Source organism: Microbulbifer halophilus (genome assembly GCF_026183675.1).
GTDB lineage: Bacteria > Pseudomonadota > Gammaproteobacteria > Pseudomonadales > Cellvibrionaceae > Microbulbifer > Microbulbifer halophilus.
This window is the reverse complement of sequence record NZ_JAPIVK010000029.1, coordinates 42,040-65,211: the sequence shown is the minus strand read 5'-3', so window position 1 is coordinate 65,211 and position 23,172 is coordinate 42,040. Positions and strand designations below refer to the sequence as shown.

18 protein-coding genes and 4 pseudogenes are annotated in these 23,172 nt (G+C 55.8%); 16 read left to right on the top strand and 6 right to left on the bottom strand.

The window, feature by feature from the left end; genetic code table 11:
- Positions 1-410 precede the first annotated feature (410 nt).
- The 3 genes from OQE62_RS14770 (at position 411) to OQE62_RS14760 (ending at position 3,698) form a co-directional block, all read left to right on the top strand.
- Positions 411-752 carry a cupin domain-containing protein gene (locus tag OQE62_RS14770; RefSeq protein ID WP_265722813.1) on the top strand — a complete coding sequence of 114 codons (342 nt, stop codon included), beginning with the start codon at positions 411-413 and terminating at the stop codon, positions 750-752.
- A gap of 636 nt (positions 753-1,388) precedes the next feature.
- Positions 1,389-2,945, top strand: a complete 1,557-nt coding sequence (locus OQE62_RS14765) for an IS1182 family transposase (RefSeq protein WP_265722812.1) — start codon at positions 1,389-1,391, stop codon at positions 2,943-2,945.
- A gap of 162 nt (positions 2,946-3,107) precedes the next feature.
- Positions 3,108-3,698 carry a hypothetical protein gene (locus OQE62_RS14760; protein ID WP_265722811.1) on the top strand — a complete coding sequence of 197 codons (591 nt, stop codon included), beginning with the start codon at positions 3,108-3,110 and terminating at the stop codon, positions 3,696-3,698.
- 257 nt (positions 3,699-3,955) lie between these two features.
- Here the strand turns inward: OQE62_RS14760 and OQE62_RS14755 are convergent, their stop codons facing one another.
- The 3 genes and pseudogenes from OQE62_RS14755 to OQE62_RS14745 all read right to left on the bottom strand — a co-directional run.
- Positions 3,956-5,002, bottom strand: a complete 1,047-nt coding sequence (locus OQE62_RS14755) for an IS91 family transposase (RefSeq protein ID WP_449288966.1) — start codon at positions 5,000-5,002, stop codon at positions 3,956-3,958.
- A gap of 1 nt (position 5,003) precedes the next feature.
- Positions 5,004-5,195 carry a tyrosine-type recombinase/integrase gene (locus OQE62_RS19510; protein ID WP_377535905.1) on the bottom strand — a complete coding sequence of 64 codons (192 nt, stop codon included), beginning with the start codon at positions 5,193-5,195 and terminating at the stop codon, positions 5,004-5,006.
- A 52-nt stretch (positions 5,196-5,247) separates the two neighbouring features.
- Positions 5,248-5,907: pseudogene (locus OQE62_RS14745) on the bottom strand (tyrosine-type recombinase/integrase); the annotation flags it as partial.
- A gap of 213 nt (positions 5,908-6,120) precedes the next feature.
- On the opposite strand from OQE62_RS14745, the gene OQE62_RS14740 reads away from it, so the two are divergent.
- The 13 genes and pseudogenes from OQE62_RS14740 (at position 6,121) to OQE62_RS14680 (ending at position 17,549) form a co-directional block, all read left to right on the top strand.
- Positions 6,121-6,624 carry a hypothetical protein gene (locus OQE62_RS14740; protein ID WP_265722809.1) on the top strand — a complete coding sequence of 168 codons (504 nt, stop codon included), beginning with the start codon at positions 6,121-6,123 and terminating at the stop codon, positions 6,622-6,624.
- Between the two features lie 89 nt (positions 6,625-6,713).
- On the top strand, positions 6,714-7,184 hold the full coding sequence (locus tag OQE62_RS14735; protein ID WP_265722808.1) for a hypothetical protein: 471 nt from the start codon (positions 6,714-6,716) through the stop codon (positions 7,182-7,184).
- A gap of 251 nt (positions 7,185-7,435) precedes the next feature.
- A complete protein-coding gene (locus OQE62_RS14730) occupies positions 7,436-7,900 on the top strand; it encodes a DUF2846 domain-containing protein (RefSeq protein WP_265722807.1) in 465 nt (154 codons plus the stop codon).
- Positions 7,901-8,213: 313 nt separating this feature from the next.
- Positions 8,214-8,654, top strand: a complete 441-nt coding sequence (locus OQE62_RS14725) for a hypothetical protein (protein ID WP_265722806.1) — start codon at positions 8,214-8,216, stop codon at positions 8,652-8,654.
- Between the two features lie 165 nt (positions 8,655-8,819).
- On the top strand, positions 8,820-9,116 hold the full coding sequence (locus OQE62_RS14720) for a hypothetical protein (protein WP_265722805.1): 297 nt from the start codon (positions 8,820-8,822) through the stop codon (positions 9,114-9,116).
- A 294-nt stretch (positions 9,117-9,410) separates the two neighbouring features.
- Positions 9,411-9,734, top strand: a complete 324-nt coding sequence (locus OQE62_RS14715) for a hypothetical protein (RefSeq protein ID WP_265722804.1) — start codon at positions 9,411-9,413, stop codon at positions 9,732-9,734.
- A gap of 152 nt (positions 9,735-9,886) precedes the next feature.
- Positions 9,887-10,363, top strand: a pseudogene (locus tag OQE62_RS19565) (transposase); the annotation flags it as partial.
- Positions 10,364-10,598: 235 nt separating this feature from the next.
- A complete protein-coding gene (locus OQE62_RS14700) occupies positions 10,599-12,908 on the top strand; it encodes an HAD family hydrolase (RefSeq protein ID WP_265722802.1) in 2,310 nt (769 codons plus the stop codon).
- Between the two features lie 19 nt (positions 12,909-12,927).
- Positions 12,928-13,310 (top strand): annotated as a pseudogene (locus OQE62_RS14695) (DDE-type integrase/transposase/recombinase); the annotation flags it as partial.
- Between the two features lie 648 nt (positions 13,311-13,958).
- On the top strand, positions 13,959-14,318 hold the full coding sequence (locus OQE62_RS14690; RefSeq protein WP_265722801.1) for a hypothetical protein: 360 nt from the start codon (positions 13,959-13,961) through the stop codon (positions 14,316-14,318).
- A gap of 434 nt (positions 14,319-14,752) precedes the next feature.
- Positions 14,753-14,947, top strand: a pseudogene (locus OQE62_RS19560) (transposase); the annotation flags it as partial.
- A gap of 493 nt (positions 14,948-15,440) precedes the next feature.
- Positions 15,441-16,142: a DUF899 family protein gene (locus tag OQE62_RS14685; protein WP_265722800.1), complete on the top strand. Its 702-nt coding sequence runs from the start codon at positions 15,441-15,443 to the stop codon at positions 16,140-16,142.
- Between the two features lie 933 nt (positions 16,143-17,075).
- A complete protein-coding gene (locus OQE62_RS14680; protein WP_265722799.1) occupies positions 17,076-17,549 on the top strand; it encodes a LabA-like NYN domain-containing protein in 474 nt (157 codons plus the stop codon).
- 365 nt (positions 17,550-17,914) lie between these two features.
- On the opposite strand, the gene OQE62_RS14675 is transcribed toward OQE62_RS14680, so the two are convergent.
- The 3 genes from OQE62_RS14675 to OQE62_RS14665 all read right to left on the bottom strand — a co-directional run bounded on the left by OQE62_RS14675 (position 17,915) and on the right by OQE62_RS14665 (position 23,117).
- Positions 17,915-18,703 carry a CLCA_X family protein gene (locus OQE62_RS14675; protein WP_265722798.1) on the bottom strand — a complete coding sequence of 263 codons (789 nt, stop codon included), beginning with the start codon at positions 18,701-18,703 and terminating at the stop codon, positions 17,915-17,917.
- Between the two features lie 153 nt (positions 18,704-18,856).
- Positions 18,857-21,316: an ATP-dependent DNA helicase gene (locus OQE62_RS14670; protein ID WP_265722797.1), complete on the bottom strand. Its 2,460-nt coding sequence runs from the start codon at positions 21,314-21,316 to the stop codon at positions 18,857-18,859.
- A 94-nt stretch (positions 21,317-21,410) separates the two neighbouring features.
- On the bottom strand, positions 21,411-23,117 hold the full coding sequence (locus OQE62_RS14665; RefSeq protein WP_265722796.1) for a VRR-NUC domain-containing protein: 1,707 nt from the start codon (positions 23,115-23,117) through the stop codon (positions 21,411-21,413).
- Positions 23,118-23,172: the final 55 nt, after the last annotated feature.

Genomic DNA, 23,172 nt, shown 5'->3' with positions numbered 1-23,172 from the left:
TGCGGCTGCGCCTCCGCTACAAAGCCGCGCGTGCTGTGGACGTTATTTTTCTGAGTAAGTAATCATGTGGGAAGCATGGAGTCTCAACAGAACTGAATCAAAGTATCCTTGCGTAGGATGTGGTTACTGGGTAGAGATAACTATGAACGAGTGTCCAAACTGTAGCCACAACTTCAGTGCTGATGACTTAACGAAAATGATAAAGGCTTATGAGTCCAGCAGAGAAAAGAATCGGTTCGCGTTTGTTGTTCCGTTTTTAATGGTTTCGGCCATAATCCTAGCAGTGTTTTTCCTTCGGCAACTGTAGCCGAAAAATAACCAGGCCATGCTACGGACGGCCTACACAACGCGCTTCGCGCTAAAAGCGTTCCGTCCGCCGCAGATGGCAACGTTATGCATCAAGGTAATCCATGTCCGTAGTATCAATTGAAACCGGAAAGCACTATGTTTGGGGCGGCAATTGCGACGGCTGGCACCTTGCTGCATCATCAAATCTCAGCGTGATCCAAGAGCGTGTTCCATGCGGTTCATCTGAATTTCGGCATCTACACAATAGGGCTGAGCAGTTTTTCTACATCCTCAGTGGCATCGCGAGCCTAGAAGTTAGTGGTATCACTCACGTCCTTACGGCCAATCAAGGTTTTCACATACCTGCTGGTGTGCCACACACCCTTAGCAACGAGCACGAGCAGGCGGTTGAGTTCTTGGTGGTATCAACGCCACCAAGTCACGGAGATCGAGAAAATGCATAACAAGCAGCGGCAGAGCGACAGCCAACGCTACGCACCTTTTGTGTTACTCGCTGGCGCTCAAACATTAACACAAAATGCGCTCCGCGCTGTCTGCGCCTGCGCTGGGCGTTATTGAGGCGGGCTCAGCACAAGAAGGTTGGTATGGGGCAGCGAACGATAAGGAGTACTTTTTAAAAACCCGGCATCAATCTGGGCGGGTGATTAAAGTACGAGGTTTCGTTCCTGGTGCTCCCGTTAAGGCTACGGGTTTCGGAAATCGCGGAGCAGCAATCTTGGATTGTCTGTAAGAGAAATATTTATTAAAAGGTGAGAAAAGCACAGAGATCTTTTCTCTTTCTATCGGGCAGTGGCCCTCCGCTGCAACGGGCAAAGTGCCCTTAGCAAGACGGGCACCGCCTGCANAAGCACAGAGATCTTTTCTCTTTCTATCGGGCAGTGGCCCTCCGCTGCAACGGGCAAAGTGCCCTTAGCAAGACGGGCACCGCCTGCAATAACCAGGCCATGCTGCGGACAGCCTACACAACGCGCTTCGCGCTAAAAACGTTCCGGCCGCCGCAGATGGCAACGTTCAGGCTGTAGAAAAACTCTTAAAAACCAGTGGTTTTTGGTAGAATTTGGCCATCAAAGGGAGGGGATATGCCAAATTTTAGAAAATACAGCTACAGCCAGGACGCCATGGTCGTCATTAACTTCGAAGACCAGCTCCGGCCCGGCACCTTCGAGTTCACACTCCACCGCCTGATCGATGGCCATATCGATCTCTCCCCCTTCTACGACCAATATAGCAACGATCAGGGTGGCAGAGCCGCTTACGACCCTGCGATTCTCCTCAAGATCATCCTGTTTGCCTACGCCAAAGGGATCACCTCCAGCCGCGAGATTCAGTGGCAGTGTGAAAACAACATCATTTTCAAGGCCCTCTCCTGCGACGCCGTCCCCCACTTCACCAGTATCGCGAGCTTTGTCAGCGGCTACCCAGACGCTATCGAGTCCGTCTTCGAACAAGTTCTACTGGTCTGCGACCAGCAGGGCCTACTGGGCAATGAACTCTTTGCCATCGACGGCTGCAAGATGCCCTCGGACGCCTCAAAGGAGCATTCCGGCACTTTCAAGGAGTTGGAACAGAAGCGGGACAAGATCCAGAAGAAGATCCGGCACTGTATGGAAGAGCACAAACGGCTCGATGGGAGAAAACCCAAAGAGCGAGACCGAAAGAAGCAACTCGCCCAGGCCTCAGAAACCCTCCAGAAACACTTCGACAAGATTGACCAGTTCCTAAAGACGGCAGCCCCAAGGAAGGGGCAAGGCAAGAACCAAAAGGAAGTAAAGAGCAACATCACCGATAACGAATCCGCCAAAATGACCACCAGCAAAGGCACAATCCAGGGCTACAACGGCATCGCTGCCGTCGACAAGGAGCACCAGATCATTGTCGAAGCCCAGGCCTTTGGTGCCGGCCAGGAACAGCATACGTTAAAGCCGATTCTCGATGGCATAAGGAAGCGCTACCGCGATACCGGCATCCACCAGGACATCCTGGACAGCCGGGTAATCGTCACTGCGGATACCGGATTCTCCAGCGAGGAAAACAACGACTACCTCCGTAAAGAGGAGATTAACGCCTATATCCCGGACAACAAATTCCGCTCCAGAGACAAAGCCTTCGCCAAGCAGAAAAAGAAGTACGGGAAGCGGAACCAGCACAACGCCAAGGGCCAGAAGAAAATCATTCCGTCCAGCGAATTCCATTTCGATGCCAAGCACAAGATCTGCATCTGCCCGGCTGGCAAGTCTCTGTGGTTCAGGGGAGAATCCCGCAAAGCCAAAGGTAAAAGAACACTGATTTTTGAAGGCAACCTGACCGATTGTCGCAGCTGCCACCTGAAAGACCAGTGCATGCGTAATCCAAGTGCCGCCGACACAAGGGAGGGGCACGGTCGCCAGGTATCAATCACAGCCACTAATGGCCACACCGCCACAGACTGGATGAAGCGACGCGTCGACAGCCAGGAAGGAAAGGTAATCTACGGCCATCGAATGTCCGTTGTGGAGCCAGTGTTTGGCAATACAGGCACCAATAAAGGCCTGAATCGGTTCTCGTTACGCGGCCGAGACAAAGTTCAGGGACAATGGCGGATGTTCTGCCTGATACACAATATTGAGAAACTGATGAATTATGGAGCGATTCAATGAGCTGACAGAAAATCGGCATCGTGAGCCAGTTTGCTTCGCTGATTGGATGACTATGTAAAAGGGTTGTGTTTAAATCGATCAACAATGATCAATCGAGAATGTATCTGGAAGAGCTGTTTTCGAGAAATAGTTTTTCTACAGCCTCGTTAGGTGAAAAACACTGTGACTGATGGTTTTTTAAGACAACGAAGAAATCTATTCCTGGTGAATTTAGCATTTCTCTTTTGTTACTACGCAGAGGTGAACATTTCTAAGCTTACCTTTGCTGGTATGAGTTTTAGTAATTTTGGAAATGCAAGCGCAATTTATTATTTTCTTTGGGTTATTTGGGCCTATTTTCTATACAGATTTTTTGTCTTCTTTATAGAGGATGAAAGAGATACTTTCGTAAAAATTTGGCAGCGTGAATTTAATAGTAGAGGAAGCAAAAAAATATTCAAAATTCTGTCGAACGAAGAGTCAGACCTTAATCAGGGATGTGGCTATGACTATTATTTGGCCAAAAAGAATAATTGGAGTTTAAATTTTCAAGTTTATGTCTCAGACGGTAACGATCCTCCAAGAGTGGAGAATAAAAGCAGGCAATTTAAAAGGTCTGAAATTTTTTCGTCTGAAATTGCTAGTTTTGTATATTTCAGTCTGCTTACTCCAGTACTGACCAATTATTTACTTCCTGTTCTCTTAAGTCTTTTTGTCATTATTGTTTGTGGTTTTGGTCAGTGGGATGGTGCCTTGTTACAAGTATTCACCTAACGAATAAGGATAGATCGCGCGCAGCCGCGATCTTATCCGATTGGTTGAACAAGCCCGAAGCTGTCGAGCGACTCTCTATAGGAAAATATCTTTCTTCAAAGAAAGGTGGGGTCGCCTGAGTAGGAAGGCGTTACTTTTTTCAGGACGAGCAAAGGCCTTGGCCTTCTTTAGGAGCCAATAACACTGCTCTTCATCTGTCCATAAAGTGTTTTCCCCTCCCTGTTAGTGAGTGTCCCCGGTAGCTGACTCTTGCCAGCTTACCCCGATAACCAGCCCGGCCGGAACGCCTGCACAAACTGCATCGGCGCCTGGCATTTCGGGCAGCGCAGAACCGGTCTTTCCTTCGGCTTGAGCGTGGCAATGACAACCTGGAGCGTCATCTGAACAAGCTGTAGCAATCGCTTGGCATTACCGTGTAAGAAACCGTAATCGCGGACTCGGCGGAAGCCCTTTGGAAGAACGTGTTGCAACACCAGCCACAGGAAGTCGGCGCCGGACACTGTGCGGGTTCTGGTTTGGCCGCTCTTGCTCTCGAGATAGCGAAAGGTCACCGTGTCATTTCGCTCGCAGAGGATCTGCTTCTCGCTGATGACGCCGCGATAAAGGTACCTGGATAGGTATTCCAGCGCCGCCTGCCCTTTGCCCACCCTCTGGCACTGCACCACCCATCGCGACGGTGTGGTCGGGATCTTGAAGTCCTGCTCCCCCAGGGCCTCCAGAAGCCGCGCCCGAAACACCTTGCCGAGGGCTTGGCCATTGAACAGGTAGCGGTCTTTGGACTTTCTCCACTGCCGCCTGTGACGATCCACAGCGCCACCCGGCACCACGATATGGCAGTGTGGGTGGTAGTCCAGTCGACGGGTGTGGGTATGGAGTACCGCGGTCATACCGAGCTCGCCGGCAAGATGCTTGTCGTTCTGGCCGAAGTCCTTGAGCGTACCGGTGGCAATGGTCATCAGCAGATCGTACAGAACCTTCTGGTGCCGCCAGGCCAGTGGCCGCAACTCTGCAGGCAGGGTAAAGGTCACCATAAAGTACTCGACCGGCAGTAGCTTGCGACGCTGCCGATCCAGCCACTGAGTGGCTTCATGATTCTGGCATTGGGGACAGCTGCGATGCCCGCAGGAGCGCGGGCTCAGCAGTGCATGGGAGCAGCCGTTACATTGCCAGAGCACCTCGCCGGCAGCGGTGGTACGGCAGCGTCGGATGGCGTCCATGGCCCGCCGCTGTTCCGGCAACAGGCGCGCGCCATACTTGTGCATCAGGGCGCCCTCATGGCGCTCAATAAGGGAGGCCAGGCGCATCTCACAGCCTTCCCAGATCGACATGCAGACTGTTTACAAGGCTATTAATGGTAGCGGCGGAGTCTCGCTCGATGGATTCCGTGAGACGGACGTAGCGGGCGGTGGTGGTGGGACTCGAGTGCCCCAGCAGGGACTGGATCTGGGCCAGGCTCAGGCCGCATTCCAGCAGATGGGTGGCAAAGCTGTGGCGCAGGGAATGGACTGAGGCTTTTTTTAATCCCGCATTCCCGTAACACCGCTTTCATCGCCTGCTGGGCACTGCCCCGCCCCATCGGCGTCCTGGCCTGGCAAACCCGCTCCATGGAACCCGCTGGGCAGGGAAACAGCAGGCGGGGATGTCGATGACGGCGCCACAGGGCCTGCAGGGCACGGTACGTCAGATCTGGCAGCGGTACCCGGCGATCTTTGTGACCCTTGCCCCGGCGAATGTGCACCTCCCGTCGCCCGGCATCAATATCTCCCACCTCCAGGGACAGTGTCTCGCTCAGTCGCAGTCCCATGGAATAGGTCGTCAGAATAAAGACCCGGAACCGCAGCTTGCGCGTGGCGCCGATCAGTTGCTCCACCTCCTTTGGCGTGAGAATATCGGGTAATGACTGAACTTTGGGCGCCCTGACAATATCGAGCCACTGCCAATCCTTCTTGAGAATGTGCTTCCAGAAGAACTGCAGGCCGTTCCGATCGACCTTGACGGTGCTCCAGGAGTGGGAATCCACCAACTCGGAGAAGTATTGTTCCAGCTTGCCGGTAGAGATCCTGTCGGGGCAGGCGTCAAAATGTGACGACAGCCTTCGTACGGCACGGGCGTAGGAATCAATGGTCCGGTGGCTTAACCCCTGCAGTTTAAGGGCTCGGAGGTGGCACTGATACTGTCTATCGAAACGGCGCTGCTCTTTGGGTGTCATGATAAGCTCCTATGAATTGCAGCCCGGGATTGGGCAGGTAGGAGCTTAGCTGGCGGTTTTTTTAATCTGCCGCGAAGCGGCTTCGTTCAACAATGTGCGGCAGCCGACGTCTTACTTTACGCATTTTTTGTGCAGTCGCTACGCTCTTATTTTCGCGCAAAAAATACACAAAGCAAGGGGCCGCTGCGCACGGCGTTATGCATCGAGAGAGCTATGAAGAAACTATCGATATTTTACTTCATGATTTTGAGCCTTCAGGCATTTGCATTCGAGGACATGCCTGTACATCAGCATTATGTCAAAATCATAGGAGTTCTCCCTGAGCCACATGTTGATTTCTTATTAGAAATTGAGCTGGATGAAGAAACAGATGATGCGCTGAGGGTGAATATAGAAGTTGGTGGAAAACAAGTATTTTTCCCCAAAAGTGAACTCGAAAAGCTGAAAGATCTCAACCTTAGTGATTTGTCGATTAAGCACGGAATGCACCGCAATCCAGAACAGCCTGCAAAACCAATTTATGATTTCTTCGAGGATTACATTGTGATTCGTCTTACATCTGGAAATAGAAAGCGTTCCGAACGAGAAGTAAACGGGAAAAAAGAATATGAATGGAGTTATGATCCTGTGACGATCATGTTCATACCGGGAAAGCCAGCACGAGTTGGAGCGGCTGGATTCGATCTTAGCGAAGTTGAGTGGGAGCCGGATGCATAACCAGGCCATGCTGCGGACGGCATACGCAACGCGCTTCGCGCTAAAAACGCGCCAGCCGCCGCAGATGGAAACGTTATACATGAGTAACCATGGAAATTCCTGAAAGCATGAAAGCCGAATTAGCGGCATGGAATAATGGAAAAGGGATTGATCTCGAATCCTGGGTAGGTTGTGAAGGCAACTTCAAGCTTGCTGTAGGTTATGCATCCATCTTTTGGCCAAACTTTGTCGAGTTCGAGGACTACATATTTGTGGAGGGCTTCTCCGAAGATTCAGTCCGAGGGTTCGAGTCTCAGAAAGGTAGCACGCCGAAATCTGTAGAGTGGGTGATAAATCATCTACATATCGCTGACCTTCAGCACTACGGCTGCGACGATATTACAAAGGACAAATTGCTTGTAATTGGCAATACTCTCAAGGAAATCTACGAGCTTAAGCTCAAGGTGCTCTTCCCGAATAAGCCGTGCACAGTAGAATTTTACGTACCAGAAGATGAAGAGGATCTTATAGAATATCAGATATCGTTTTGGCAGGTTAAGCATGAGGCAGGAAATGCATAACAAACGCAGGCACTGGGACAAAATTTCCGCTGCGCTCCAATTTTGCCCGTGCTGCGGGCGTTCAGGCTGTAGAAAAACTCGAGTAATCCTGAAGCAGGTAAATTTTTCGTGCGAAGAGTGCCCTGAAATGCTTTTCGCAATGCAGAACTGGCCCAGAATTCACGTAGAATCGCGATATTTGGGTGAAATATGAACAGCAAGAAGAGGCCGGAGTTTTTCTACAGCCTCGTTAGAACTTATTTGGAAATCAGATGAAATACATCATTTTTTTACTACTATTCCTATTCATGTCTGGATGTGCGACGGTCCCCGAAGGGGCTTTGGCCTATGACAAGGCCGATGTAGGGGAGCCGACGAGTGAAAAAGGGGTTGTTGTTCTATATAGGAAGATGGTGCCGCCTGTAATGTATTCTGTTACTGCAACATTGAACGGTAAAGCATTTTCAAAACTACCCAACAAGTCTTTTGTTTGGGCATACGTTGAGCCTGGAAAACATGAAATAAAGATAAAGTGGCCTTTTATAGCCACAACTCCAGGCGAAACGATCAATCTAAATGTTGAACCTGGGAAGTACTACTTTGTAGAATTTGGGGGTAGCACAAACGTCTCTGGTGTGGGTGTTGCCTACAACACGCATGACCTCAATTTGGATTCACCTGAGTATGGTCTTCAAGACGTCAAAGAATGCTGCAGGCAAATGCCAAGTCAGCTCTAACAAGCCAAGCCAGGGGACACATTTTTCTTCGCTGCGCTCAAAACGCAAAATGTGCCCCTGCTCGGGTCGTTAAACCCACGGGAGGCTCATGACAGAGTCCATATCAATTGCCATCTCGGTGTTGGCCTTGGCTATTTCCGGGACGACAGCTTGGCTGACACTATTCCGGCGTGGCACGGTCCGAATGACGCAGCCTACCGTCATATTTTTCGGGCTAGACGCTCCACGGGCGTCTGCGGAAGAAGGTTTGCCGAAGATTTACCTCCGTACCTTGCTCTTCGCTACATCGAAGCGGGGCCGAGTAATAGAGAGTATGCATGTCACGCTGTCTCGCAACGAGGCAAAGCAGAACTTCAATATTTGGGTTTACGGCGAACAAAAGCTGGTTCGTGGTAGCGGGCTCTATGTCGGGGAAAACGGAGTTTCAGCAAACCATCATTTCCTCGCTCCAGATGACGATTCTGCATCGTTTCGCTTTCGCCAGGGAAAATATCGTTTGGAAGTTTTTGCCCATATTCTCGGCGACAAGAAGCCGAAGCGGCTTCACTTTCAGGATTTAAAAATCACCGCCGACTTAGCGTCGCAACTAGAAGCAAAGGGGGCTGGCTTATACTTCGATTGGGGGCCAGATTCAGAAGAATACATTCCTCATGTTGAAAGTCGGCCGCCGTCACCTGATCTGGCGGAGGTTTCGGCCCTGCTGGGTTTAACCAGTCGCTCAACCGGACGCGCGGACAAGCCGCGCTCCGGTTAGCTTGGCGTTAGAGCATATGAAAAAATACGTTTATCTCCTAATTTTTTAATCCTTTCATTTAAAGTAGGTGCTACTGCGTTGCGGGGAGTATCTATCGGGGATAGCTGTGAATCTGTCTTCGAGCTTGAGAGAGCTCAGGGTTCTAGGCTAAAAATCGACGGAAGATTGAAAATATTCGAAGTTGTGCATGAAGGTTTTCCTGCTTTGGTTTCATACACTTGTAAAGATGGGAAAATTTCAATTCAGACTGTAAATATTTCTTATTCCAAAGACTCGGAAGCAAAGCAAAAGATAAAAGATTTGGAAAGAGAATACACTAATAAGTATGAATCAAGTCCAGATCGTGATGTGGATAATGATTCAGCATGGCTGGTTTGGAGGTCGGATAAAGCGTTGGTTACGGTTTCTGCCCTCTATAGTGGGGAAGGTTCGGAGGTATACATAAACCATGGGGCTCCGTAGCAGCTCTAACCATGCGCTGCACCGGACGGCCAACGCTATGCACCTTTGTGCTGGTCGCTTCGCTCCCATTATCGCACAAAGGTGCATAGCATTGCTCGCCGGTGAGCGCGGCGTTCAGGCTGTAGAAAAACTCGAGTAATCCTGAAGCAGGTAAATTTTCCGTGCGGAGAGTGCCCTGAAATGCTTTTCGCAATGGAGAACTGGCCCAGAATTCACATAGAATCGCGATTTTTGGGTGAAATATGAACAGCAGGAAGAGACCGGAGTTTTTCTACAGCCTCGTTAGGAGTTTTTATGGCACATGTTATTACATCGTCGGTAATAGCTTTTCTCGCTGGCCTTTTAGCTTTCTATTTTGGTGGCAGAGCTGTTCATAGTAAGGCAAGAAAGAGGAACTGCAGGGAATCTCAACTACAAAAATTTTTACGAGAGTCCAAAGAGTCAGGCTTTGCATTAATAGCAGGGTTCTCTTTATGTCTCCCCACTTTATATGCTATTACTGAGGAACCGAAAAGGGTAGCTTTAATCGTCGGTGGCTTGGTTTGGGCAACCATAGTTTCTGCCGCAGCATGGTACTGGTACAAAGAATTTCCTGATGTGTTCCATGAGCAACAGTGACTATCGCCCTAACCAATACAGTCACGGCGACGGCTGCTCCATTGCGGCTTCGCCTCCACTTCGCAGCCGCGCGTGCTGTTGGCGTTCAGGCTGTAGAAAAACTCTTAAAAACCAGTGGTTTTTGGTAGAATTTGGCCATCAAAGGGGGGGATATGCCAAATTTCAGAAAGTACAGCTACAGCCAGGACGCCATGGTCGTCATCAACTTCGATGACCAACTCCAGCCCGACACTTTCGAGTTCACATTCCACCGCCTGGTCGATGGCCATATCGACCTCTCCCCCTTCTGAGACCAATACACCAATGATCAGGGCGGCAGATCCGCATACGATCCAGCCATTCTTCTGAAAATCATCCTGTTTGCCTATGCCAAAGGCATCACCTCCAGCCGTGAGATCTATGGCAGTGTGAAAACAACATCATCTGCAAGGCTCTCTCCTGTGACTCAGTTCCGCATTTCACCAGTATCGCTAACTTCGTAAGCAGCTGTCCGGATGCTATCGAATCTATATTCGAGCAGGTTCTGCTGGTTTGCAATCATGGGTAATGAGCTCTTTGCCATCGACGGCTGCAAGATGCTCTCGGACGTCTCAAAGGCGCATTCCGACACTTTCAAAGAGCTGGAACAGAATGAAAGAAATAGAGACACCCACCAGCTAAAAAATATCCCCTCATACCTCCTTCTTAGCCCTGGTCTCCGTCGGCAGTTGTGCTCCCAGCAGCCGATTGTGGCCGGGATACCCGTGGCGAGGCTCTGACAGCAGGCCCCCGGGTGGCCTTGGGCGTGGCGCGAACGCGTTTCCTGCACTTTCACCGCCGAGCAGGTAGAATCTGATGCCGCCGAAACCTTCGCCAAGGAGCCCCATGATTCGCCTCATCGTCCCCCTGGCCCCGTTATGCGTCTCCCTCGTCCTGGCCGGTTGCGGGCTTTCCCAGGACACCGTGACCTTCCAGCCCGATCCCGGCGACCAGCGCGCTTACCGGCTGTACGCCCGCGCGGAATTCCAGATGCCGAGCGGCACCACTCCCAGGGATGTGGTGGTCGACACCAAGGGCCTGGTTCGTTACCGCATGAGCGACGAAGGCGATCTGCGCCTGACGCCGCGCAATTTGTGCGTCAGCGGGCAACGCAAGAGCGATAGTTACTGCAGTTCCTGGACCGGCGAGCGGGCGCCTGCCCTGCGCGCTGTATTGCGCGGCGGCTTTCGTCTCGGTGACGGCGCCGAAGAGGGGGGCACCGAAGCCCCGGCCTGGGCGCAGCCCCTGGATGGTGACGTCCTGGCTGCCCTGGCCGAGGACGATGACGATCTGGGCCGCCTGCTGCCGCGCCAGTTTCCGGCGCCGGGCCTGACCGTTGGCTTGCCGACAGTGCGCGGCGCCGAGCGCCGCCTGGACCGGGTGGTGGGCCTGCCGCCGATGCGCGCCCGGGTGGTGGCGGTCACCGCCGAGCGGGTGTTCGCCACCCTGCGTGAGGGCCGGGAGGGGGAGCACCTGTCCGGCGTCCTGGTGGTGGAGCGCGACAGCGGCTGGGTGGAGCGCCTGGGCGTGGTCTATGAAAGCCGGGATTCCATGGGCGGCCGCGACGAACCGGTGCGCCAGTTGCTGGCCCTGGTGCCGGCCAGCTGGCCGGCCGGCGAGTTGGAATGGCAATACGGTGAAACCCGCGGCAACGCCCCCTGGGATCGGTTGCCGCCAACGCTGTACCTGGCCAGTGCCACGGTGCCCGGTCAGGTGGACGATCTGGTCGCCCGCGCCGAGACCCGCGGCGCCGCACCGCTCACCGGGGACCAGGTGTTCGCCACGCCGATCGGCGCATTCAAGGCTAAAACCTCCTGGGGCCTGGAGCTGTTCTACGACCACCGGGTATGGCGGGACGATCTCGCCCGGTTTGGCCGGCTCGATTTCCGGAACCCGACGGCCATGGACGCGCAGGGCGAGCCCCTGGATCTGACCTTCGGTGGTAGCCGGCCGGGCACCGCCGCGCAGACCTTCAAGGGTAGCCTGGAAACCGGCGACCGGCTGTTGCCGCTGGGTCTTAACGGCGTCGACGAACGCCTGGAGCGGGTCCGCGTCGTGCGCGCCAAGGGGTTGTACTACCCGCCCGGGCCGGTGGTGGATCTGACGCTGCCGGTGCCGGCGCCGGGGGAGGTCAGTCAGGCGGAGACCGACAACGGCATCCGCACCCGCCTGCGCACCACCGGGGAAAACCGGGCCGAACTGCTGATCAGCGGCCCCGGCCGTTATCTCAGCCAGTTAACGGTCCCGGAGGATGCTAAGGCCGTACCGGCGAAGCCGGATACTCCCTGGCCGGAGTGGCAGCGCCCCGGGGAAACCGATCTGTTCCGCGCCCTGCTCGGCAACGGCGGGGCCCGTTTCTATCCGCTGCGCCTGGCGGATGGGCTCGATGCGTTGCGCGTCCAGGTGATGGCCTTCGCCACCGAGCCGGCTTTTGAAAAGGACCTGCGGTTCGTCACCAAGGAAGAACGCTACAACGCCCTGGATGTGCCCCAGGGCGTGCGCATCCCCGTGGTCGCCGACGATGACTTCGCTCGCAAGAAGGAGGCCCCGCTGATCAAGGGCGACGCGGACCTGGCGCCCCGTGCCATGAACACCGGCGCACCGGTACTGCGCTTGAGCCGTGAGCAAAGCGGCCGCTGCGAATTCTCTACCCGCACGGAAGGGGAAGGGGCGGCCCCCCGCTGGCGGGTGACCGAACACGATCGCCCCACTCTCGCCGGCGCCGACCGGCAACTGCCGGCGCTGCTGGTCTGGCGGCTGCTGTCCGCGGAGGGCGGTCCGGCCAACGAAAATGGCGCGGTGACCTTCAGCCTGCGCTGCCGCGAAGGGGAATGGCAGGACACGGACTACCGGCCCGGTGAACGCCCCTGGCTGGTGGACGTGCAGGCACTCACCGGCGAAGTGCCGGACCCGGCCACACCCATGCCCGTCTTCCTGGGCCGCTACCGGTTTCTCAATCGCGACGGCCTGGCGCTCAGCGTGCTGCCGCCCCGCTACGACCATTACTGGGATCGCCTGCTGAGCACCGCCCGACTGGGCGACTTCCTGGTGGATGGCCGTTACTTGCGCGTCGCCGGTGCCCCGGTCTCGGTCCAGAAGAGACGCCTCGGCCCAGTCACTTTGGATGAAACGTGGCGCCTCTCCGCCCCGCCTTAACGCCTCTGCAGGCAATCTACAGCCCGATGCCGTACTCACGGTGAAGGCACTGGCAATAGCCTGGGAGCAGCGAGGTAAGCCGAATGGCATCATGTTCCACTCGGATCAAGGCAGTTGGTATGGGAGTCGTCTATTCCGGCAGCGACTGTGGCGCTACCGAATGACTCAGAGCATGAGTCGTCGTGGAAACTGCTGGGACAGTGCCCCGATGGTAAGGTTGTTCCGCAGCCTGAAAAGCGAATGGATACCACCTCTCGGCACGACTCCATCGCAGATGCAAACCGTGACATCAGCCACTATCTGATGACTTGCTACAACTGGGAATGCCCCCATCAGCACAACGATGGCGTAGCACCCGCAAAGGCGGAAGAAAGTCTTAACTTACAGTCCGGAAACAGCTGAGCACTACACAAGGATAACAAAGTGAAAATCGCTAAGAGCCTGATTTCCCTCATCTTGATTTTATACAGTACCTATAGGCTTGTCTGGAAAATAGAGCACGTTCCTGTTATCTATAACGAGACAAAACCTTATATGGATCAAGATACACTCATGAGTGTTGCCTTGGCAGCGTTGACTCTCGATGTAATAACCTTGTTATCTGGGTTTCTCCTGGGAATCATCTTACTTTCCGATAGAAATCTGAACAGGTGGTTGATTTACACTCTGTGCCTGTTTGTTGCCTTGTCGGATGTAATAGGTTTCGTTCTTGCGATTTCAGTACTTCTGATATGTCACCGCTTGAAACCGACAGTAGCTAAGCATACTTAACAGATAGTTCTAGTGTGTTCTGGACTGTAGGCTCTGCATCGGACCCTATTTCACTGCGTTCAATGGTCGCTTCTGAACAGAAGTGTAGTGGTCAAGTATTGTTGGCGGCAAATTGCGAGCCTCACCTTACCGGGATTAGGGGAGTTGGACCATACAGGGGACTGTGTTTAAATCGACTCCAACGATCAACCAATATTATGGCTGTGGAAACCTGATTCCTGAGGTGGTTTCTCTATAGCCTCGTTGGGCACAAAATATAGGCGAGTTAGGGAGCCGCAAATGCATAAGGAATCAGATGTGTCTCAGCAGGCGATAGTGGGAACTGCCCTCGGTGCAATTATCGCAATGGTCTTTGGTGGTAGTGCGCCGTCAATCTGGTACTTGCCGATTACCGCGATTCTGGTGGCACTTTTGTTACCCTACTGGCGGGCACGGTCGCGAAACCGCCTTCCGCGTATAACCTATTCCCTCGTGTTTGCATTTTGCTGTCTGCCAGCAATCATTTTTGTTCTGGCTCCAGCCTTGCCGATCATGCTCGATGAGCATCCAAGTTTAACGTGGTGGGGAGTACCTGCGGCGGAGATAGAGCTATTTACCTTTTGGCTCCTGACATCTGGAGGAATATATGTCTCCCGATAAGAGAGCACAGGTCGTATGTAAGTATGTTTTGCTATTTGCGTTCGTGGGCGTATTAAGCGCTTGTGCGACAAGAAGCAATAGGATCGGCGGTCAGCCGTATATTGTGGATGAGATTGAAAAGAGATTCGGGGAACGCGTCGCGATTAAGCCCGATAGGCCGGGTTGTTCAGTATGTATTTCCAGCGCGCAGGAGGGGCACTGGAAGGTGTGTGAAGTTGGTGGTGATTATGTCCGGCTCTGCCGTATAGAGAGCTCGGAATACGTTATTTATCCAACTGCAGGCGTATGCATTTCGGGCCAATAGCGAGGTCCAAGACCTTGATCCAATCGGGTAAGGACGGGTGTTTGTAGTGGCTGTAGTAGTCAAGTGATTTAGGACACTGTCTTTTGAATTTTCCAGTGGGCCTGCTCTGACAAATTGGGCAGTAGTCCGTCGTTGTGCTTATGAGCCAGCCATTCTCCTGTAGATCATCCTGTTTGCTTATGCCAAAGGCATCACTTCCAGCTGCGAAATCCAGTGGCAATGTGAGAACCACATTATCTTCAAAGCCCTCTCCTGTGATACCGTCTCCTGTTTCACCAGTATCGCGAACTCTGTCAGTGGCTATCCCGACGCCGTTGAGTCAGTGTCGGCTAGAAGCAGCATACGCGGAAGGCGGTTCTGGATAGTATCAGGAAGCGCCACCCGCGATACCGGTATCCACGACGATGTCCTGAAAAGCCAGGTTATCGCTACGGCAGATACCGGCTTCTCCAGAGAGGAGAATAACGACTACTTCGCAAAGGATATATCAACGATTACATTTCAGATAGAAAATTCCGGTCCCGGGACAAGGCTTTCTCCAAGTATAAAAAGAAGTACGAGAAGAGGAATCAATAAAACGCCAGGAACCAGAAGAAGATCATTCCCACCCGCGAACCCCAAATAAGCGATTCAATGAGATAATGAGCTAGCGGTATGCCAATTGAGCGGCTGGCCGAAAAGATGACTATGTAGACGGACTGTGCTTAAATCGAGAGGAATAATCGAGTAGGAATATGGCTGGAAGGGCTGTTTTCTCGAGATAGTTTTTCTACAGCCTCGTTAGTCTCGGGAATGTAAAAGAGTTATGGAGAGCGGCTATGACAGAATCGCAATCCCCCCAGGTAGTTACCCGTGATCAATGGGAGCGGGCTCGTGCCGAGCTGCTGGTTCACGAGAAGGCACACACACGCGCTGGCGACGAGCTGGCTGCGGCTCGGCGGCGTCTACCGATAACGCGAATGGAGCCGCTCACGGTTGTGGGTGCGGACGGCCCTGTCCCTCTGCACGATGTGTTCGAAGGCCGGCGCATGTTGATCGTGTATCACTTCATGTGGAAGAGGAAGGGCGCGCCTCACCACCAGCAGTGCGAGGGTTGCACGCACACCCAGGCGGCGATGAACGCCGCCGTCTGTGCCTATCTGGCCGAGCGTGATGTAACCTACGCCGTCTTCAGCAGTGGCCCGTGGGACGAGATCGCTGCCTACCGGGACTTCATGGGGTGGACGACGCCGTGGTACTCCACCGCCGGCTCGGCAGATGTGCTGGCGACCCGAGACGGTGGCGACGTGCGCTGCTACCTGCGGGAAGGCGATCAGGTGTTCCAGACGTATGAAACGTCGTTGCGAGGGATCGAAGCCATGATGCCTACGTTGCAGTTGCTCGATCTCACACTCTACGGTCGGCAGGAGACGTGGGAGGACTCCCCCGATGGCTGGCCGCAGGACGAAGCCGGATCGTGGTGGCGGCGCGACGGCCGCCCGGTTGCTCAGTGGACACGTACCAACGAAGCAGTCGAGTAGAAGCTATTTTCTGTGTTCAAGAGAGTGAGCCTCAATAGCTCTGTGCTGATGAAGCTCGGTTCCTTTATGCGGGAATTGGAGTTTAAATTTTCCTATAAAGAAGGGAGGCGTTTATCTGATGCATTATTTTTTCAAAGCTGTACAGGATGGTCACATTCGAGGGATCTCGCTTTTTCGATCACTCGACGCTGAGACTGGAATCATGCATGTAGGACTCGATCCAGCGCGCAGGAATTCCGGTGGCGGTGCCACGATTGTAGCCGCCGCGCAATCCGGGCGACAACTTTCGAGTGCTGATAGAACAGGATTTGGTCAGTGCCTGACAGGACGTCGCTCATATGCGGAAGACTATTGCGATAGTGATCAGCATGTCCTGCTTAGGGTCACCTTGACACCACATTGGCTTCCCGCTCTTGTTGTGAATTCTGCGACAATGGACGATTTCGCTTCGATCGATGCCGCGAGAAGTGCTAAAGAATGTACCTCGATTGAAATAATACCGCCGGATAATATTGAGTACCTAACCGTGGGTAATTCCTGGGCGAGTATAAAACAATACAGGAAATCTGATGCGAGGCGCGACTGGGATGGCAGCGGATCAGATTCTTCAGATTCCGACTGGTAATGCAGGTTTTAAAGAAGGAGTACACGCGTAGAGTCGGGCTGGAACTACGGTAGAATGAGTTATTAGTCGTCTCAAAGTTGCTCCGACCAAAGATCGCTCCCCGTGGCCGTCATCCCGGTACCGTATCAAGCTCGGCATAACAAAACGATCCGGGATCCAACGAAGGTGCCCCGGCGGCCTGGATTCCGGATCGAGCCCGGGATGACCATTGTATGGAGTGAATACAGGACTCGCCCGTGTTGTTATACGGAAATCGGTAGCGGCGTAGCTTGATCGTTGAGTCGACGATATTGGAAGTTGAGAAAAACATGAAGAAGGTCAGCTTATTTGTAGATGTACAGAATATCTACTACACAACGAAGAGCGTGTACAACGCGAACTTTGATTACAATAAATTCTGGGCGAATGCTACAGAGGGAAGAAGGGTTGTCAACGCTTTTGCGTATGCCATAGACAGGGGGGATGAGAAGCAAAGGCAATTCCAGAATATTCTCAGGGCCATAGGTTTTCAGGTCAGGCTGAAGCCCTATATACAGAGGTCAGACGGTTCTGCCAAGGGTGATTGGGATGTGGGAATAGCAGTTGATGTACTGGATTGTGCCGGTGAATCGGATGTCATCGTTCTGGTATCAGGGGATGGCGACTTTGATGTTCTGGTTGATAAAGTTCGATCAAAATACAATATTCCTGTTGAGGTGTATGGAGTGCGGGATCTTACAGCATCCAGCCTTGTTGAGGCTGCTTCAGTCTACTATCCAATCGGCAAGGAACTGCTTCTTTAGAATAGAGAAGTCAATTATGGGGGTTGCCACAGATGTGATCCGGGATGAGTTATGAAAGCCGGGCGTATCGTGTCCACTATCAAGACATCTGTTGGATTACGCCTGGTGTCAGGCGCATGGTCCGGATACGAAGATGATTGTTCAGGTCAGTTTGGGTGCCGAGGGAGATCGGGTTCTCCGTGCTCTATCTTTCCATTTAGATGAATGATATCGCGGCTGCATTGGGCCGTTTCCGCGAAGCGGAAGTGCCGGTTGGGTAGGAGTCGATTAATGAGCCATGGGGCGTGCGGCGGTTTCATGTTCGGGATCCTTTCGGCAGCCGCCTTAATATCCTGCAGCACGAATAAGCCGGTTGTGTTGGGGAATCATCGTCCCGGGCGGGCAGGATTTGCCCGCAGGGCGCTGCCGAGGCAGGAGAAGTACTCCCTGAATACTGCGTTTATTCTCCGCCGGTGGCTGCCGGTTGGGTAGAGTCCGATGCGGGCCTCTTCGGTGGCTTTGGTCCCGGATACCAGGAAGTTGTTGGTGACGGCGGAATCCTGCACGAAGGCTTCGAAGGCCCGGGCGCATAGCTCCACGGGTTCGCTGTAGTAGAAGCAGCCATTTTCTTTGTCGAATTCGGTGGATATTCGCACCAGGTCACTGGGGTTATCGCTTGCCTCGTCCAGCATAATGGATCTGAAGCAGGCGAACAGGCGGTCGTTGAGCGGGTGGGGTACCGGGGTGGCGTCGCGCAGCCAGGCTTCCGAGGCGTACATGCCCCGGTGAGTATCGCTGAACGCCTTGTCGGCGAGGTAGTGGTCCAGTGCGTGAAACCACTCGTGGGCAATGGAGCCGGGGCCGGCGTTTTTTGCCAGGGAGAAGCTCCTGGCCGAAGGATCGTAGAAGGCCGATATGCCGGGGCGGCCGCCGATACCGTACTGGAAAGACAGGGTCTGCCGCAGGGAGATCAGGCGTTCGGGACCCCGGAGTATCCACATTAAATCGGCGAGGGCGTCGTGGAAAAGACCGGCGGCGCGGTCTCGCTCTTCCTGTGTGACCCAGCGGCCGATGCTGATGGAGCGGAAGCCGAACTGTCTCCTGATATCGACGAACGTGACTGGCTGTTGGGATTGTCGACTGGGGCCGCGGCGGTAGAATTTTCGGGATAACACGGTGACCTGGGCGGTGCGGAGGAGTTAAATTTTCTCTGTGCTGTATGTTAATACAGTTTTCTGCGGGGCGGCAAGGTTCGCGGTCTGATAGGCAGGCTTCGCTTTGTCCATCCTGCGGGGGGAGGCGAAACCGAGTGGTGCGCGCGGTGCACCCTACGGGTCTTGTGCCCAGAAATGGCTGAGTCCGGCCGATAGGGCTTCGCCGCTGTTGCAGGTTTGTGTCTGCCAGTGATCGGGGTAGAGGGCCCGGTAGAAGGGGCCGTCGAAGCGGTAGTCGGCCAGGATCAGGACGCCGCGGTCGGACTCGGTGCGGATCACGCGGCCGGCGGTCTGCAGTACCCGGGTCATGCCCGGGTAGCGATAGGCGAAGTCGAAGCCGTCGCTGCCCGGATTCTCGCTGTCGGTATCGTACGCCCGGCGCAGCAGTTCCTGTTCCTCGCTGATCTGTGGCAGGCCCACGCCGACGACGATGGTGCCCACCAGCCGTTCGCCCACATAGTCCACCCCCTCGCCAAAGACACCGCCCATGATGGCAAAGCCCAGGGTCCGCTGGCCCTCCCGAAAATGCTGTAGAAACGCTGCGCGCTCCTGCTCGCCCGCGCCGGGTTGCTGCTGTATCGGGGCGATCTCGGGAAACCGTTCGGCGAAGCGCTCCGCCACCTGCCGCAGAAAGCGATAGGAGGGAAAAAACACCAGGTAGTTGCCCGGGCGGCTTCGGTACACGCGGGCCACCATGTCCACCAGGGCGTCGGTGGCCCGGTGGCGGGCCCGGTAGCGGGTATCCACGTAGGGGCAGAGGAAGACGCCGAGCTGCTCGGGTGGGAACGGCGAGGGCAGCATCAGGTAGGGCGATTGCGGCTGCAGACCCAGTTGTCTATAGATGTAGCCGGCGGGACGCAGCGTGGCGGAAAAGGCAATGACCGCATGAAAGGACCGGTAGCACTGTTGCAGGTAGTCGGCGGCGTTCAGGCACAGCAATTTCAACTGCTGTTCCTGCCAGCGGCTGGGGTGATTTTCGGTTCGGGTCAGGCAGCGGTGCTCTTCTGCCATCAACTGTTCAATACACAGGTAGCGGTAGAGTACCTTCAACCAGTCGGCGATGGCGTCCGGCGGCGACTGGGAGGATTCCCATAGCTGGTTGACCTGCGTTGCCACTTTGTCGGCCGCGCGGGTGACGGCTTCCGGTCGCTGCTCGGTTCCGGATGCGGGCGTCACCCAGAGTTCGGTATCGCCGTGCGTCGCGTCTGTTTCTCGCCGGCGCTGCACCACCCATTTATCCAGCGCCCGCACCAGGGATTGAATGCGCCGGCGCAGTGTCGGCTGCGCTTTACTGGCGGCCGCGGCGCGGCGGCTGTCGCTGCGGGTGAGACTGGCGCTGTACATCGAGCGCGCCCGATCGCCCAGGTTATGGGCTTCGTCCACCAGCAGCGCGCGTCGCTGGCCCCCATCCTGCAGGGCGGTGAGCCGCACCAGGGGATCGAAGATGTAATTGAAGTCGCACACCACCAGGTCGACCCAGGGCAGCATCTGCAGGGACAGTTCGAAGGGGCACAGTTGCCAGCGATCTGCCACCCGGGCCACTACCGGCGGGGTCAACAGCGGCTCGCCCAGCAGTTGCCGCCGCGCTTCCGGCAGGCGGTCGAAGAAACCGCGGGTGCGCGGGCAGATGCCGTCGGCATCGCGGCTGCACAGGCCCAGGCGGCAGGCACAGGTTTTGTCCCGCGCCTGTATCTCCAGCAGTGACAGTGTCAGCCCTTTGTCCTGCAGGCGCTCGGTGGTTTCCCGCACCACCTGGCGGCCGGAGTTTTTGGCGGTCAGGTAGATCAGCTGGTCCACCTGTTCTTCCCCCAGTGCCTTGATGGCCGGGAACAGGGTGCTGACGGTTTTGCCGATACCGGTGGGGGCCTCCGCCACCAGTTCGCCGCCGTCGCGCAGGCAGCGGTAGGCGGCCACGGCCAGTTGCCGCTGTCCGGGGCGATAATCGGCGAAGGGAAAGTCGAGCGACCGGGCGGATACGCGTAGCCGTTGGCGGTGCCGATGCCAGTGTCGGTGCCACTGGAGGTATTCGCTCACTGCGGCGCGGGCGAAAGCCTCCAGTTCGGAGCGGGTGAATTCGTGGCGTTCCGGGTGGTTCTTTTTCTCTTTCAGGTTGTGCCACAGCATCTGCAGTGCGATGCGGTCGTCACCGATGTTGTCCGGTTCGTCGCGCTGCTGCAGCAGGTAGCAGAAGCCGTAGATTTTCAGTTGGGCCCAATGTAGCTGGCGCGCCGATTCCGGCAGTTGTGCGGGCGGGCGGTAGGTGGTTTTGATTTCGTCCAGTTGCACCGGGCGGTGGAGGTCGGTCTGCGGGTGCAGGATATCCACCCGGCCGCTGAGCAGCACTTCCTGTCCGTCGCAGTGCCAGCGGGCCTGAAGTCTGTATTCGGCCTCGCTGCCGGCCGGGCGCTGTTTTTGCAGTTTCCGGTGCGCGCGGATGCCTTCCCGGGCCGTCGGGCCGCCGGTGGGTTCGCCGATCAGGTCACCGCGGCGGCAGGCGAAGGCCACCAGTTCCCGTACCGGCAGTTGCAGGGGGGCGGTGTCGTGGTCGGTTGTTGTGGTGGTGTCTTCGCTCAAGGTTCTACATGGTCTCCGGTTGTCGGGCGCATCCGGGCCCCGGCTGATGGGCACGTCGCTGCGCTCCTTTGCCCATCCTACGGCTTACCGCGGCTCAGGGGCGCTGCCACTCCACGTGCAGGACCCGGTGGGGGATCCGGTGGCGGGCGAAGAAGGCCAGCCAGCGGCGCTGGTTCTGTTGCAGGCGATCGCCGGGGCCCTTTACTTCCACCAGTTCGTAGCCGCCCGCTGCCGGAAACAGGACCAGGTCCGGGAGGCCGCTGCGGTGGTGGGCGATATCCCCCAGCAGGCGCCGGAATATTGATTGCCAGTGATCGGTGGGAATGCGGGCCAGAGCCAGTTCCAGCAGTGTTTCCGGCAGGGCTTCCCAGGCCACCAGTGGATTGGCGATGCCGCGTTTTTCGCGGTAGTGCCGCCAGACGCGCTGCGCCAGTATGTCGCTGTCGAGTTCGGCCAGGCGCTGTTCGAAGGCGGCGCGGCGCAGCGGGTAAAAATCGGCGGTGCGGAAGTCGCTGGGTGCCGCCTGGAAGGGATTGAAAAAAGCTCCCGGCACCGGGGAAAAAAGGATATCCCAGATGTAGAGCCCCAGCACGCCGTTGAGCAGGCTGTTTTCCACGTAAAAGCACTGGTCGCTTGTGGGAGCGGCAGGCGGGTTGTTGTGTGCCTTTGCCGACCCCTGTTCCAGCCAGGCGGCGGCCAGCAGTTCGACCCGTTCCGGTACCTGTGGCAGCGCCACTGTCTGTGTGGGCGGCCGGTATCTGGTGGGGGCTTCCCAGCCCGGCAGGCGCTGCGCCCGCTTGGCCGTGCGGTAGCCGAAACTTTCGGCAAAGAGCTGTTCCGCCTCGTTGTGGGGCGCCGCCAGGATTTCCCGGCACAGGGCCAGGCCGGTGTCGATATCGCCGCGCCTGACGGCGATCCGCGCCCGGCGTTCCCGGGCCGGCGGTCGCGTGCAGTGCCGGTAAAGCCGGTCGGCGGCCTCCGGTTCTTCCAGCCGCTCGAGTTGCCGGGCCAGTGTCAGGCGCAGGCGGTCCAGGCGGCGGTGGAGGGTGGCGTCGTTTCGGATACCGTCTGGCAGCTGTTCGGCGAGTGCCAGTATTGCATCCGCGCCCTCGTCCAGAGCTTCATCCAGCTGCGCCAGGCAGTCGTAGTAGCACAGGTGCCGGTCGATCTGTTCGCGGCTCTGGAAGGGCAGTTGCCGTTGCTCCAGCGGGTACTGCTCGTAGCGGTACAGCCCCAGGTCCCGCAGCACGTAATCGGTCAGGTCCCGATGCAGGTTGCCGAAAAAACACAGTTTGAAGGTCTCGAAGTGTTCCGCCGCCTGCACCGCCAGCACAGTTTCATCGGTCAGCAGAGTGTCCCGCAGCACCGCTGGATCATCGCTCTGCTCCAGCAGGGCCAGTTCCAGCGCCGGGCGTTTCAGGGTTTTGGGCAGCGGCGCGGGGCTGCGGGCCAGCAATTCCGACTTGCTGAACAGCGGCAGGTACTCGTCCGGCGGCAGTGCCGGATTGCGCCGCAGCAGGCCGGCCTCGACCAGGCGCTCCGCGGCCCGGGGAAGGTCATCGATTTCGGGGTAAACCAGCTTCCTCTGTCGGAACAGTGCACCGGCGGAGGAAGGCACGCCCTTGCGCGACAGCAGCCGCACGTACAGTCGCTGGCTGTCGAGGTCGAGCGCCCGGAAGGAGCTGTAGAACCGCCGCTCGTCGTCCGAGAGCAGCGGCTGGTAGCGCGCCATCACAAATTCCATCAGGGCGTGGAAATTGGTCAGGTAATAATCCGGAGCCAGTTCAACGGGGTCGGCCATGGGTTACTGCTACTTGTTCGCGGTTGATTTGCTGGGCCGGTTGCCCGGGTATTTC

Coding starts and splice junctions, on each gene's coding strand:
- OQE62_RS14770 (WP_265722813.1), top strand. CDS start 411: ATGTCCGTAGTATCAATTGAAACCGGAAAGCACTATGTTTGGGGCGGC.
- OQE62_RS14765 (WP_265722812.1), top strand. CDS start 1,389: ATGCCAAATTTTAGAAAATACAGCTACAGCCAGGACGCCATGGTCGTC.
- OQE62_RS14755 (WP_449288966.1), bottom strand. CDS start 5,002: ATGCGCCTGGCCTCCCTTATTGAGCGCCATGAGGGCGCCCTGATGCAC.
- OQE62_RS14740 (WP_265722809.1), top strand. CDS start 6,121: ATGAAGAAACTATCGATATTTTACTTCATGATTTTGAGCCTTCAGGCA.
- OQE62_RS14735 (WP_265722808.1), top strand. CDS start 6,714: ATGGAAATTCCTGAAAGCATGAAAGCCGAATTAGCGGCATGGAATAAT.
- OQE62_RS14730 (WP_265722807.1), top strand. CDS start 7,436: ATGAAATACATCATTTTTTTACTACTATTCCTATTCATGTCTGGATGT.
- OQE62_RS14725 (WP_265722806.1), top strand. CDS start 8,214: ATGCATGTCACGCTGTCTCGCAACGAGGCAAAGCAGAACTTCAATATT.
- OQE62_RS14715 (WP_265722804.1), top strand. CDS start 9,411: ATGGCACATGTTATTACATCGTCGGTAATAGCTTTTCTCGCTGGCCTT.
- OQE62_RS14700 (WP_265722802.1), top strand. CDS start 10,599: ATGATTCGCCTCATCGTCCCCCTGGCCCCGTTATGCGTCTCCCTCGTC.
- OQE62_RS14690 (WP_265722801.1), top strand. CDS start 13,959: ATGCATAAGGAATCAGATGTGTCTCAGCAGGCGATAGTGGGAACTGCC.
- OQE62_RS14685 (WP_265722800.1), top strand. CDS start 15,441: ATGACAGAATCGCAATCCCCCCAGGTAGTTACCCGTGATCAATGGGAG.
- OQE62_RS14680 (WP_265722799.1), top strand. CDS start 17,076: ATGAAGAAGGTCAGCTTATTTGTAGATGTACAGAATATCTACTACACA.
- OQE62_RS14665 (WP_265722796.1), bottom strand. CDS start 23,117: ATGGCCGACCCCGTTGAACTGGCTCCGGATTATTACCTGACCAATTTC.